This is a genomic window from Citrobacter sp. Cpo071 (assembly GCF_030332765.1).
GTDB classification, from domain to species: domain Bacteria; phylum Pseudomonadota; class Gammaproteobacteria; order Enterobacterales; family Enterobacteriaceae; genus Citrobacter; species Citrobacter portucalensis.
Window position 1 is genome coordinate 442288 of sequence record NZ_JAOWHE010000085.1, and the last position, 12904, is coordinate 455191.

Annotated in this window: 14 protein-coding genes and 2 tRNA genes; 8 read left to right on the forward strand and 8 right to left on the reverse strand. The window is 51.6% G+C overall.

What is annotated here, in order from left to right:
• The first annotated feature begins 60 nt into the window (after window positions 1-60).
• Genes OGY09_RS19275 through OGY09_RS19285 form a run of 3 tightly spaced genes read left to right on the forward strand, consistent with a single transcriptional unit; the run spans window position 61 to window position 2856 of the window.
• Window positions 61-1116, forward strand: a complete 1056-nt coding sequence (locus OGY09_RS19275) for an ABC transporter substrate-binding protein (RefSeq protein ID WP_032943258.1) — start codon at window positions 61-63, stop codon at window positions 1114-1116.
• The gene (locus OGY09_RS19280; protein WP_003832715.1) at window positions 1103-2107 is read left to right on the forward strand and encodes a FecCD family ABC transporter permease; all 1005 of its coding nucleotides are present in this window, start codon (window positions 1103-1105) and stop codon (window positions 2105-2107) included. The genes OGY09_RS19275 and OGY09_RS19280 overlap by 14 nt, the downstream gene beginning before the upstream one ends.
• Entirely contained in the window at window positions 2104-2856 is a 753-nt protein-coding gene (locus OGY09_RS19285) for an ABC transporter ATP-binding protein (RefSeq protein ID WP_032943260.1), read from the forward strand. Before OGY09_RS19280 ends, OGY09_RS19285 begins: the two co-directional genes overlap by 4 nt.
• Here the strand turns inward: OGY09_RS19285 and OGY09_RS19290 are convergent.
• From OGY09_RS19290 to OGY09_RS19300, 3 genes are all read right to left on the reverse strand, one after another.
• Window positions 2843-3565, reverse strand: a complete 723-nt coding sequence (locus OGY09_RS19290; protein WP_032943262.1) for a substrate-binding domain-containing protein — start codon at window positions 3563-3565, stop codon at window positions 2843-2845. The two genes, OGY09_RS19285 and OGY09_RS19290, sit on opposite strands and share 14 nt — an antisense overlap.
• A gap of 187 nt (window positions 3566-3752) precedes the next feature.
• Window positions 3753-3829, reverse strand: a tRNA-Val gene (locus OGY09_RS19295).
• A gap of 4 nt (window positions 3830-3833) precedes the next feature.
• A tRNA-Val gene (locus OGY09_RS19300) sits at window positions 3834-3910 on the reverse strand.
• Window positions 3911-4521: 611 nt separating this feature from the next.
• On the opposite strand from OGY09_RS19300, the gene arsR reads away from it, so the two are divergent.
• Genes arsR through arsC form a run of 5 tightly spaced genes read left to right on the forward strand, consistent with a single transcriptional unit; the run spans window position 4522 to window position 8825 of the window.
• Window positions 4522-4872, forward strand: coding sequence for an As(III)-sensing metalloregulatory transcriptional repressor ArsR (gene arsR, locus OGY09_RS19305; RefSeq protein WP_032943263.1), 351 nt, complete (start codon window positions 4522-4524; stop codon window positions 4870-4872).
• Between the two features lie 47 nt (window positions 4873-4919).
• Window positions 4920-5282, forward strand: coding sequence for an arsenite efflux transporter metallochaperone ArsD (gene arsD / locus OGY09_RS19310; RefSeq protein ID WP_032943264.1), 363 nt, complete (start codon window positions 4920-4922; stop codon window positions 5280-5282).
• A gap of 17 nt (window positions 5283-5299) precedes the next feature.
• On the forward strand, window positions 5300-7051 hold the full coding sequence (gene arsA, locus OGY09_RS19315) for an arsenite efflux transporter ATPase subunit ArsA (RefSeq protein WP_150388291.1): 1752 nt from the start codon (window positions 5300-5302) through the stop codon (window positions 7049-7051).
• 46 nt (window positions 7052-7097) lie between these two features.
• On the forward strand, window positions 7098-8387 hold the full coding sequence (arsB, locus tag OGY09_RS19320) for an arsenite efflux transporter membrane subunit ArsB (RefSeq protein ID WP_032943267.1): 1290 nt from the start codon (window positions 7098-7100) through the stop codon (window positions 8385-8387).
• A gap of 12 nt (window positions 8388-8399) precedes the next feature.
• The gene (gene arsC / locus OGY09_RS19325; RefSeq protein ID WP_032943268.1) at window positions 8400-8825 is read left to right on the forward strand and encodes a glutaredoxin-dependent arsenate reductase; all 426 of its coding nucleotides are present in this window, start codon (window positions 8400-8402) and stop codon (window positions 8823-8825) included.
• A 30-nt stretch (window positions 8826-8855) separates the two neighbouring features.
• Here arsC and arsA (OGY09_RS19330) read toward each other — a convergent pair whose 3' ends face one another.
• The 5 genes from arsA (OGY09_RS19330) to OGY09_RS19350 all read right to left on the reverse strand — a co-directional run bounded on the left by arsA (OGY09_RS19330) (window position 8856) and on the right by OGY09_RS19350 (window position 12664).
• A complete protein-coding gene (arsA, locus tag OGY09_RS19330; RefSeq protein ID WP_032943270.1) occupies window positions 8856-10613 on the reverse strand; it encodes an arsenical pump-driving ATPase in 1758 nt (585 codons plus the stop codon).
• Window positions 10614-10633: 20 nt separating this feature from the next.
• Window positions 10634-10996 carry an arsenic metallochaperone ArsD family protein gene (locus OGY09_RS19335; protein ID WP_032943271.1) on the reverse strand — a complete coding sequence of 121 codons (363 nt, stop codon included), beginning with the start codon at window positions 10994-10996 and terminating at the stop codon, window positions 10634-10636.
• 75 nt (window positions 10997-11071) lie between these two features.
• Complete coding sequence (locus tag OGY09_RS19340; protein ID WP_032943272.1) at window positions 11072-11617, reverse strand: sigma-70 family RNA polymerase sigma factor; 546 nt, start codon at window positions 11615-11617, stop codon at window positions 11072-11074.
• 8 nt (window positions 11618-11625) lie between these two features.
• Window positions 11626-12339, reverse strand: a complete 714-nt coding sequence (gene arsH, locus OGY09_RS19345) for an arsenical resistance protein ArsH (RefSeq protein WP_032943273.1) — start codon at window positions 12337-12339, stop codon at window positions 11626-11628.
• A 1-nt stretch (window position 12340) separates the two neighbouring features.
• Complete coding sequence (locus tag OGY09_RS19350; RefSeq protein WP_032944406.1) at window positions 12341-12664, reverse strand: ArsR/SmtB family transcription factor; 324 nt, start codon at window positions 12662-12664, stop codon at window positions 12341-12343.
• Window positions 12665-12904: the final 240 nt, after the last annotated feature.

The window sequence follows — 12904 nt, forward strand, 5'->3', positions numbered from 1 at the left end:
GGCCTCTCGTTATATAATTTAATGCATATCGTTTTTACTCCTCTATTCAGATGGTATCCCATGTTAACTTTCCGCTCTTTTGTGCTGGTTTGCGCCAGCATGTTGTTTGCGTTTTCTGCTCAGGCCGACCGAACGATCACCGATCAGCTTGGTCGACAGGTCACGATTCCTGACCACGTGGACAAAGTGGTCGTGCTGCAACACCAGACGTTGAATATTCTGGTCCAGCTCAATGCCCAGCAGGACATTGTTGGTGTGATGTCGAGCTGGAAAAAGCAGCTCGGGCCTGAATTTGCGCGCTTTATGCCGACGATTACTACATTGCCGACGCCGGGCGATCTCACCAGCGTGAACATCGAAAGCCTGTTGGCGATTCATCCGCAGGTGGTTTTTGTCGCCAACTATGCGCCCGCGGAGATGATCCAGCAGATTCAGAACGCCGGTATTCCGGTCGTGGCTATCTCGTTACGCAAGGATGCCACCGGGCAACAGAATAAAATGAACCCGACCATGGCCGATGAAGAGCAGGTCTACAATGAGGGGTTGAAGCAGGGTATTCGCCTGATGGCTGACGTGGTTGGGCGCAAACCGCAGGCCGAAACGTTAATCGACTACGTTTTTGCCGCGCGGGCAAAATTCAATGCGCCGGTTGCAAAAATCCCGGATGCGCAAAAAGTCCGTATTTATATGGCTAACCCCGATCTGATGACTTACGGCTCCGGGAAGTACACGGGATTGATGATGCAGCACGCGGGGGGATTAAATGTGGCGGCTGCCAGTGTGAAAGGTGCCCGTCAGGTTGCGCTGGAGCAGGTATTAGCGTGGAACCCGCAGGTGATTTTTGTCCAGGATCGCTATCCGCAGGTGGTAACTGAGATCCAAAACGATCCGAACTGGCAGGGGATTGATGCGGTGAAAAATCATCGCGTCTGGTTGATGCCTGAATATGCCAAAGCCTGGGGCTATCCGATGCCGGAAGCGTTGGCGATCGGTGAACTTTGGATGGCCAAAAAACTGTATCCGGATGCCTATAAAAACGTAGACGTTGATGCGCAGGCCAAGGACTACTATCAACGTTTTTATCGTGTGAACTGGCAGTCTGATGCAGCTAAGTAATCGTATTTTGCCCCAGCAACCGCTCTTAATCGTTGTGGTCCTGTTGCTGGGCGTCAGTTCGCTATGCCTCGGACAGTATCCGCTGTCGTTAAGCGAAGTGTTTTACCACCTGACGCACTATAGCGACGCTGAAGGAATAGGCAGCCAGGTTATCTGGACGGTCAGGCTGCCGCGTATTCTGATGGCACTGCTGGCGGGGGGGGCGCTTGGGTTATGCGGCGCGACGCTGCAAGGGGTATTTCATAACCCTCTGGTCGACCCGCATATTATCGGCGTGACGTCGGGGGCGGCCTTTGGTGGAACACTGGCCATCCTGCTCGGTCTTTCGCCCTGGCTGATGATGGGATCAACGTTTTTCTTTGGTCTGACAGCGTTGATCCTGGTGTATGCCATTGCTGCGTTACAGGGGCTGGAGAATACGCTGGTATTGATCCTGTCGGGTATCATTTTGAGCGGTTTTTTTGCCGCGCTGGTGAGCCTGATCCAGTATCAGGCTGATACCGAAGAGACGTTACCTAATATTGTGTTCTGGTTGCTTGGCAGCTTTGCGACGGCCAACTGGCATAAAGTGCTGCTGTTGGCGGTCCCGGTCGGTATCGCTGCGACGGTTTTGTACCAGCTACGCTGGCGGATAAACCTGTTGTCGCTCAATGACAAAGATGCCAGAGCACTGGGTGTAGCGGTGGTTCCTCTGCGACGCAGCGTTTTGGTGTGCTGCGCATTTTTGGTCGCTGCTCAGGTGGCGGTCAGCGGCAGTATTGCCTGGGTTGGATTAGTGATTCCGCATCTGGCGCGTTTGCTGGTGGGGGTTGATCATCGTCGTTTACTACCGTGCGCCTTCTGGTTGGGGGGCGGATTTATGATTGTGGTGGACGATATTGCTCGCACCCTGATGCACGCGGAGATACCGTTGGGGATTATTACCGCATTGTTCGGCGCGCCGTTGTTTGCTTTCTTACTCATTCGTACCAGCCGTCGGGAGAAATCATGATACCTGCCGCACTGCGTGTAAATCAGCTTACTTATGGGTATCGTACGCCGCTATTTGAGCCGCTAACGTTCTGTTGCCAGAAAGGTGAGATCTGGGCCGTGCTGGGACGCAACGGCTTGGGTAAAAGTACACTGCTCGATACATTAACCGGCACGCTGCCTGCTTTAGGCGGGAGTATTGAAAATAACGGTGGGATAGGGATTGTGGCACAGCATAGCCATCTGCCGTTTCCGTACACGGTCAGCGACGTGGTGCTGATGGGGCGAGCACAGCACGTGAAGCTGTTTGCGCAACCCAGTCCGCAGGATCTAAAAAGAGCAATGCAGGCGTTAGAGCAGTTGAATATCGCGCATCTCGCCTCCAGCTCATTTGGCTCACTTTCCGGCGGGCAGCAACAGTTGGTGATGATTGCCCGGGCTCTGGTGACGGAGTGTCAAACGCTGTTACTGGATGAACCGTGTTCCGCGCTGGATCTCGCCAATCAGCAGGTGGTGCTGCAGCTCATTAGCGATCTGGCCCATCAACAGGGATGCAGTATTCTCTTTTCGACTCACGATCCGCTTCATGCGTTACAGGTTGCTTCCCATACTTTGCTGCTACTCCCTGAAGGAAAATGGCGGGCAGGGCCCACGAACAGCATTGTGACGGAGGAGAATTTATTCCTGGCCTATGGCTTAACGCTGAGAAAACTCAGCGTGGAGAACTACCAGACGCCGTTTATCGCACCGTTGTTTTCTATTCGCCGTTAAGCGTTAAGAATCCTGCGGCGCTAAGAAATTCCTGCCCGCCGCGGGAGAGTATGAATTCAACCAGTGCCATGACTTCATTGGATGCATCAAGCACCGCCAGTTGGTATTCGCAGCGAATATTGTGCTCATCGGGAATAGCCACGTAATGTACGTCGGGCATCGCGCGCAGCGCGTGTGCGTAATGCGCGTAACCGATAAACAGATCGGCCAGTCCCTGGCGCACGATCCAGGCGCTCGCCAGTTCTCCTTGCGGGATTTTTACCGTATCACGACCACCCACCAGCGGGATTGCGCGCGTCCGAAGCTGCTGCCCGAGCCCTGGTTCCAGTACATCCATATTGTCGAAAAATGCCCAGGTATAGTCTCCGGAAGGGTCGCAGCCGGGCGTTGATGTACCTGGTCGCAGCGTTGGGTCGCGGAGTAAATCCAGCCAGACACCGGTTCGGTTGCTGACCAGGCTCAGTTTGTTCCAGCAAAAAGTGTGCGTAGAGACGGCTATATTACGTGCTAACAGGTTTTGCGGATGTTCCCGGTTGGCCGAGGCAAAGAGCGCACACGGTTCTCCCGCTTCAATACGCTCACGCAATAAACCGGCCGGACCATATTCAACCTTGACGTCTATTCCACTCATGCGCGTGAACTGGCTTATCAGTGGCGTAAATGCAGGGCGCAAACTGCCTGCGGCTAACAGGAAGATGGAAGAGGGCATGGTATCCGATCTCTGGCGAATGACATTATGCGAAGAAGGTGAATGATACGCGTTGAGCATGGAATTTAGAATGATTTAGCGCAGTGCTATTGAATCATCAAAGGAAATGATAAAACTGACGGATACAAACTGAAGATAAAAAAAATAGTTTTGAAGTGAAATAGCACCAAATCAAAGGGATATGATTTGGTGCGTCCGAGTGGACTCGAACCACCGACCCCCACCATGTCAAGGTGGTGCTCTAACCAACTGAGCTACGGACGCAAAATGGTGCGTTCAATTGGACTCGAACCAACGACCCCCACCATGTCAAGGTGGTGCTCTAACCAACTGAGCTATGAACGCAACGTTGTAGGTGACAACGGGGACGAATATTAGCGGCACAGACCGAATGAGGCAAGAGGGAAATAGCATTTTTCTTCCTGATCTCACGCGATTGCAGAGTAATTAAGCAAGTTGATTATATTTTGTTGATTTTGCAGCGTGTTTTTTATTCAGACTGTGCGCTGGGGGCATTATGGAGCAAATGTCGGGCCCAACGATCGGGGGATCGGCCTTCATTTTGCCAGTGGTTACGACAAAATGGCAAAAGGTGACGGGTTGGGGGGATTCAGACAGTAACACCGGCAGCGGTGAAAAATCTGGTGAAGACCTATGCTGAAGCCACTCGAGGTATAATCACGTCCTCCGGAGAGGAAACTGTACCGGCTGATGACTTTACCAATTTTGAACTGGTTGCCCAAGCCTTTGGATTCAGCCCGTCAAGTGGGTTGACCCCACCCCGGTAGACGATCCTGCCCTATAGAACACTTGAGCACAAAGCTATTACCATCTCACAGCTGCGGCTTGTGCACTTGCTCTGATCATTGCGGCACCTAATATATATGTTTTTTCGCATATATTATTGTATTTATAATCCCAGAGCGTATCCTGATACCAAATGAAAAGGAGACATGATGCAACTAACAACACTACAACTCTTCAAAAACCTCTCCGACGAAACCCGTCTGGGCATTGTCATGCTGCTCAGAGAGATGGGAGAGCTGTGTGTGTGTGATCTCTGTACAGCGCTGGACCAGTCACAGCCTAAGATTTCCCGTCATCTGGCAATGCTCCGGGAAAGTGAACTATTACTGGATCGCAAACAGGGCAAGTGGGTTCACTACCGTCTATCTCCACATATTCCTTCCTGGGCTGCTCAGGTGATTGAGCAGGCCTGGTTAAGCCAACAGGATGACGTACAGGCCATCGCCCGTAAGCTGGCATCGGCAAACTGCTCTGGTAGCGGTAAGGATGTTTGTATCTAAAAAATTTGCCTAAACATATATGATTTTTCGAATGTGAGGTGTTTGGAATGAAAACGTTAACGGTGTTTGACCCGGCAATGTGCTGCAGTACCGGCGTATGTGGCTCAGATGTCGATCAGGTTCTGGTTGATTTCTCTGCTGATGTGCAGTGGCTGAAAGGACGTGGCGTACAGATTGAACGTTACAACCTGGCGCAGCAGCCCATGAGCTTTGTTCAGAATGAGAAAGCGAAAGCATTCCTCGAAGCATCTGGAGCAGAAGGGCTTCCGCTACTGCTGTTGGACGGTGAAACGGTGATAGCAGGGCGATACCCAAAACGTGCTGAGCTGGCTCGCTGGTTCGGTATTCCGCTGGAGAAGGTAGGGTTAGCTCCCACCAGCTGCTGTGGTGGTAATACTTCCTGTTGTTGAATATGTCAGGAGGACATATGAAATTCTTACAGAACATCCCGCCTTTCCTGTTTTTTACTGGCAAGGGAGGCGTAGGAAAAACGTCCATTTCCTGCGCGACGGCAATCCGCCTTGCCGAACTAGGTAAGCGGGTTTTGCTGGTCAGTACAGATCCGGCCTCCAATGTCGGCCAGGTATTCGACCAGGCTATCGGTAACACCATTCGCTCTGTGGCAGCAGTTCCTGGACTTTCCGCTCTGGAGATTGACCCTCAGGAAGCCGCCCAACAATACCGCTCCAGAATCGTTGATCCTATCAAAGGTCTTCTGCCTGAAGACGTTGTTAACAGTATCAGCGAGCAGCTTTCAGGAGCCTGTACGACTGAGATTGCGGCGTTCGATGAGTTCACCGGCTTATTGACAGACGCTTCCCTGCTGACCCGCTTCGATCACATCATTTTTGATACAGCGCCGACGGGCCACACGATTCGCCTTCTCCAGCTACCCGGTGCCTGGAGTAGTTTCATTGAAAGTAATCCGGATGGTGCTTCCTGTCTTGGCCCAATGGCCGGGCTGGAAAAGCAGCGTGAGCAGTATGCTCATGCGGTAGAGGCGTTGTCCGATCCTGAACGTACCCGCCTGGTTCTGGTTGCACGACTGCAAAAATCTACGCTGCAGGAAGTAGCCCGCACCCATGAAGAACTGGCCGCAATTGGCCTGAAAAACCAGTACCTGGTTATTAATGGTGTGCTGCCTAAAGCCGAAGCTGAACATGACGCGCTCGCGGCTGCGATATGGCAACGGGAGCAGGAAGCACTGGCAAATCTTCCTGCTGGTTTATCTGAGCTACCGAGAGATACCTTATTACTCCAGCCAGTAAATATGGTTGGTGTGTCTGCGTTGAAGGGGCTGCTGGATTCCCGTTCTGATGCATTACCGCTCCCGGTAACGAACGTCCTGTACACGCCTGAAAACTTATCGCTCTCTGACCTGGTCGATGATATCGCCCGCAGTGAACATGGCCTGATTATGTTGATGGGCAAAGGTGGCGTAGGGAAAACCACGATGGCTGCTGCCATCGCCGTAAGGCTGGCAGACATGGGATATGACGTGCATCTCACCACCTCTGATCCCGCTGCGCACCTGAGTACAACGCTGAACGGCAGCCTCAAAAACCTGCAGGTCAGCCGCATCAACCCTCACGATGAAACCGAACGCTATCGCCAGCATGTTCTTGAGACGAAGGGAAAAGATCTGGACGAAGCAGGGAAACGGCTATTGGAAGAAGATTTACGTTCTCCCTGTACTGAAGAAATTGCCGTGTTCCAGGCTTTTTCCCGAGTGATTCGTGAAGCAGGTAAGCGGTTTGTTGTCATGGATACAGCTCCCACTGGGCACACGCTGTTGTTGCTGGATGCTACCGGGGCTTACCACCGAGAGATTGCCAAAAAAATGGGGGATAAAGGTCATTTTACTACCCCAATGATGCAGCTTCAGGACCCGGAACGAACCAAAGTTCTACTGGTTACGCTTCCTGAAACCACACCGGTACTGGAAGCGGCAAGCCTACAGGCTGACCTTGAAAGAGCGGGGATTCATCCATGGGGCTGGATTATCAATAACAGCCTTTCCATCGCGGATACGCGTTCTCCGTTGCTTTGCCAGCGCGCTCAGCAGGAACAGCCTCAGATTGAGGCTGTTAAGAATCAGCACGCTGACCATATAGCGCTCGTTCCGGTACTGGCTTCTGAGCCAACAGGTATTGAAAAACTCAAAGAGTTGGCGGGTTAATTTTTTGTTTATACAGGGCGGCAGATCCGCCCTGTCAGGAGGTTTTATGTTACTGGCAGGCGCTATTTTTGTCCTGACCATTGTTTTGGTTATCTGGCAACCAAAGGGATTAGGGATCGGCTGGAGTGCAATGCTGGGCGCGGGACTGGCTCTGATATCTGGCGTTGTGCATGTGGACGACATTCCGGTGGTGTGGAATATCGTCTGGAACGCGACGGCGACCTTTATTGCCGTAATTATTATCAGCCTGCTGCTTGATGAATCAGGCTTTTTCGAATGGGCGGCATTGCATGTTTCGCGTTGGGGTAACGGTCGTGGCCGTTTGCTCTTTACGTATATCGTTCTGCTAGGTGCAGCGGTGGCGGCACTGTTTGCCAACGATGGTGCGGCACTTATTCTGACGCCGATAGTTATCGCCATGCTGCTGGCATTAGGGTTCAGCAAAGGTACCACGCTGGCATTTGTCATGGCCGCCGGGTTTATTGCCGATACTGCCAGCCTGCCGCTTATCGTGTCGAACCTGGTGAATATTGTTTCTGCGGACTTCTTTGGTCTGGGATTCACCGAATATGCATCGGTGATGGTACCGGTCGATATCGCCGCCATTATTGCCACACTAATTATGCTGCATCTGTTTTTCCGCAAGGACATCCCGCCAACTTACGATCTGGCCCTCCTAAAGAAACCAGCAGAAGCAATAAAAGATCCGGCTACATTCCGCACTGGTTGGATAGTTCTGATTCTCCTGCTTGTTGGTTTCTTCGTCCTCGAGCCGCTCGGTATTCCCGTTAGTGCGATTGCAGCGGTTGGGGCGATAATTCTGTTTGCAGTGGCGAAACGAGGCCATGCCATTAACACTGGTAAAGTGCTACATGGTGCACCCTGGCAGATCGTCATCTTCTCATTGGGGATGTACCTGGTGGTTTACGGTCTGCGCAACGCAGGGCTAACCGAATATCTTTCAGGTGTTCTGAACGTGCTGGCTGATAAAGGACTCTGGGCCGCGACGCTGGGTACTGGCTTCCTGACGGCTTTCCTGTCTTCCATCATGAACAACATGCCTACCGTGCTGGTTGGCGCTCTTTCTATTGATGGCAGTACCGCAACCGGCGTCATCAAAGAGGCGATGATTTATGCCAACGTGATTGGCTGCGATCTGGGGCCGAAAATCACACCTATTGGTAGCCTGGCAACGCTGCTCTGGCTACATGTACTTTCACAGAAGAAAATGACCATCACGTGGGGATACTATTTCCGCACCGGGATTATCATGACTCTGCCTGTGCTGTTTGTAACGCTGGCAGCGCTGGCGCTACGTCTCTCTTTCACTTTGTAATGAGATACTGATATGAGCAACATCACCATTTATCACAATCCAGCCTGCGGCACGTCGCGTAACACGCTGGAGATGATCCGCAACAGCGGTAATGAGCCGACCGTGATTCTTTACCTCGAAACTCCACCTTCACGTGATGAGCTGGTCAAACTCATTGCTGATATGGGTATTTCCGTCCGGGCTTTGCTGCGTAAGAACGTCGAGCCGTATGAGGAACTGGGTCTTGCAGAAGATAAATTTACTGACGAGCAATTAATAGATTTTATGTTGCAACATCCGATCCTGATTAACCGTCCGATTGTAGTGACGCCACTGGGAACTAAACTTTGCCGTCCTTCTGAAGTCGTTCTGGATATCCTGCCAGAATCTCAGAAAGGGGCTTTCGCCAAAGAAGATGGTGAAAAAGTGGTTGATGATGCAGGTAAAAGACTGAAATAAAGATGAAGGGGGCAGTTGCCCCCTTCGTTGTTACTTCGCCATTTCTTCCAGCAGGTTAATACCAACCGGCTCTTGGCTTTGTAGCGCTGTTAATGCAATACGCTTTGCATACTGCTCTCCCACATCAGAGATGAGAGGCAGCTCGCGGCTAGCCCTGGTCTTCAGGAAAGGTGACGATGGTTCAGCTGCCGCCAGGCTGTTATTCACAACCCATGCCCATGGCTCGATGCCAGCGCGACGTAAATCCTGCTGTAGGTTCGCCGCTTCCAGTACCGGTGTCGTTTCGGCAAGCGTCACGATAATCACCTTCGTCTTCTCCGGGTGCTGCAATTGCATCATTGGCGTCATCACATGGTCATGTGTTTGCCCCATCTGGCGCACCATTTCCCGGTGATAGGCTCCTGTTGCATCAATTAGCAGAAGCGTGTGGCCCGTTGGCGCTGTGTCCATAATAACAAAATGATCGTCTGCCTCTTTGATGATCCGCGAGAATGCCTGGAAGACGGCGATCTCTTCAGTACATGGTGAGCGGAGATCTTCCTCCAGCACCGCCAGCCCTTCTGCATCTAACCCTTTCCCCTGATTTTCCAGAACAAAGCGACGATAGCGTTCTGTCTCTACTTTCGGGTCAATACGGCTGACCTGAAGGTTTGGTAGCGAGCCATCCAGCGTATAAGACAGATGTGCTGCCGGATCGGACGTCGTCAGATGGACTTTATGGCCGCGTTTTGCCAGAGATACCGCCACCGATGCCGCAACAGTCGTTTTGCCCACACCGCCTTTACCCATCGTCATTACCAGACCTTTACCTGTCAGGCTGAGTTCATCCACCAATGAGGCAAGTTTCGGTAAATCCAGAGTATTTAGCGTGGTAGTTGGGAGAGACATCGAGGCTTCGCTCTCTGTAAATAACTCACGCAAGGCTTCGAGACCGACCAGATTAAATGGCTTCAGAAACAGCTGCGAGCGGGGAAGGTTCGCCAGATTCTCTGGCATAGCAAGTAGTGCTTTTCCCTCCCGAGCCAAAATACTTTGCGCCAGCGGATCATTCTCACCCACAAATGGTGGCAAGACACCATTAATGGCAAGGTGTTGATGCTGCAAACCGATAGCAGACAGCTCATCATGCGTATGGGAAACCTCTTTTAGTGTCGAAACCTGGGCACGGGCAACCAGAACCAGACGCGTGAGTGCAGCATCAGAGAGAGCCTTAACCGCGTCTGAGTACTGGTGCTGTTGTTTCTCCAGCCCCACCAGCGGCCCGAGGTTAGCGGCGGCATCAGGGTTCGCTTCGAGATAACCGCTCCAGGCCCCCGGCAACTCAAGCATGCGGATAGTGTGACCGGTTGGCGCGGTATCAAATACGATATGGTCATACTTTTCCCGCAACTCATGGTTGGTAAGAAGACCAGTAAACTCATCAAATGCCGCGATTTCCGTAGTACAAGAACCGGAGAGTTGCTCTTCAATACTGCTGACTACATCGGCAGGCATCAGCCCGCGAACAGGGTCGAGCACTCGGTCACGATAGGCTTGTGCTGCAGCCATCGGGTCAACTTCCATCGCCGCAAGATTTTGGACGGTACTGATATCTGTTATTCGGTGGCCGATAGTCTGGCTAAATACCTGACCGACATTGGAAGCCGGATCGGTACTCACCAGAAGCGTTCTCTTACCCTGATCGGCCAGCCACACCGCAGTAGCACAAGCGAGGGATGTTTTACCCACGCCACCTTTACCGGTGAAGAAGATGAACGGGGGAATGTCTTTTAAAAATGGCATATTCATCAGTGATTGCTCCTCTGGAATTAAGGCATACGTGGAATGCTGCAGCAGCGTGGTTGTGCGCTGTCTTTACTCCAGTCCTGAGTAAGCGGAATACCTGCCCAACGGGCGATATCTTCACGAGTCGGCAGTTTGCCTGCCATCACGAGTTTGCCGTCGAGCAAGGTGACAGGGAGGGACTCCATCCCTGATGTGTTCAGAAACTCTTTAATGACCGGCGAATTCAGGAACTGTTGCGGGTTCTTCGCAAGGCTGTAGCGCTGTATATCAACGCCATTCTTTTTCGCCCATTCGGCGCTGGCGTTCCATTTGACGGCTTCGTCACTGACTACAACGCTGCTGGTTGCACAGCAGCCTGCTGCTTCAAAGATCTCAATTTTTGACATGGACTGTTTACCTCAGTGTTTAGTCATTTGGCTTTACACTGAGGTAAACGAAGGTGGTGGGGAAAAGATGCGCGATTAATTCATTTTTTTGTGGCAGCAGACGGGAGACGTGTCATCCGCCTCAATCTGACAAAGTTCTGTCATCGTTTCTTTCAGGTGCTTTCTGGCCCGTAGTAGTCGGGATTTAAACGCCGTAAGCGTGATTCCCAGTTCATCGGCCAGGGACTGCTGGGGGCGCCGGTTAAGGTCGGATTCTTCAATCAACCACCGCTCATCTTCAGGTAATGCCTGCAATGTTTCAGGCAGGCAAATATCCAGCGTTGAGATTGCATCAGGGGATGCATCAGTTAATGGGGCATCATCTTCCAGCTCAATGAATTCCCTGGTGGTGCGGTACTCATCAATCAGCAGATTCCTCGCCGCCCGATACAGCCAGGCTCGCGGATTCTCCATTTCGCAGAAACTGTCTGAATGAGCGCGGGCACGCAGGAATAGCTCTTGCAGAAGGTCTGCTGCTTTTTCGCTATCACCTGTCTTCGATGTCAGAAAGCGAGAGAGTTCGGCTTCATGTTGCCGCCAGAACACGCTCATGCAGTTGTTGAATGCCGTTACATCACTCATACCAGCCCTCAAATTTTGCTCTGATTAACCCGCCGTGAAAGTTCTTCTGCAGACTCTTTTCGTTCGCTGTAGCGATCAACGAGATAGGCTGAGTTACCTCGGGTCAGCAGAGTAAATTTCACCAGTTCTTCCATCACATCCACGATCCTGTCGTAATAAGACGACGGTTTCATTCGTCCATCTTCATCAAATTCCTGCCAGGCTTTTGCCACGGAGGACTGATTCGGGATGGTGATCATCCGCATCCAGCGGCCAAGAATTCGCATCTGGTTTACGGCATTGAAAGACTGAGAGCCACCGCAGACCTGCATTACGGCCAGCGTCTTCCCCTGAGAAGCGCGAACAGCGCCTTCCGAAAGTGGTATCCAGTCAATCTGGGCTTTCATGATGCCGGTCATCGCACCATGACGTTCAGGTGAACACCACACCATGCCTTCGGACCAACGTACCAGCTCACGCAACTCCATGACTTTGGGATGCGAATCTGGCGCATCATCAGGAAGGGGCAAACCTGAAGGATTGAAGATCCGCACTTCGGCGCCCATGGCGGTCAGTAACCTTGCCGCTTCTTCCGTAGCCAGTCGGCTGTAGGAACGTTCACGTACAGAGCCGTATAGCATGAGGATTCGCGGCGGATGAGGTACGGCAGGAACACCGAATCTGGCCTCAGTGATTGAGGTGTCGAACTGGCTTGCGTCAACATTCTTTAACTCAGTGGACATATTATTCTCTGACGTCGTTATTGGTATCGTGTAGCCCATCTGCCTCTGTGCAGCACTCTTCTGTCAGAAAAGCAATCAACGCACCAAGATTTTCATAGCAAGCGTGGCAGTACAGCGTTCTTCCCTGACGTTCCTGGCGAACGAGAGTTACAGATATCAGGGATGAAAGATGGTGACTTAATGTCGATGCTGGGATTTCGAGTTGCTTCTGTAGTTCGCCCACAGCCATGCCCTGAGCTCCTGCTTTGATCAGCATTTTGTAAATCCCGAGCCTTGTTACATGCCCAAGTTCTTTCAACATCGTCGCTGCTAAGTTGAGTTCCATACTCGGTCTCATAATCAATAATTCCATACTTCTAGAATAATGGAAATATTATTTACTTTCAATATTCAATCGGTTTGGTTGGGAACGCAGTTAAGAATTTCTAAGTAATTACAGTCACCTGGCAAGTTTTTAGGTACAGTATTTTGAATAGGCTAAGTTTTTTATCTTCCAGATGTCCGTTCTGGCACTAAGCAGTCGTAAGAGGGGGGGCATTTTATGGGCCGGGACATAAAAAGGGAC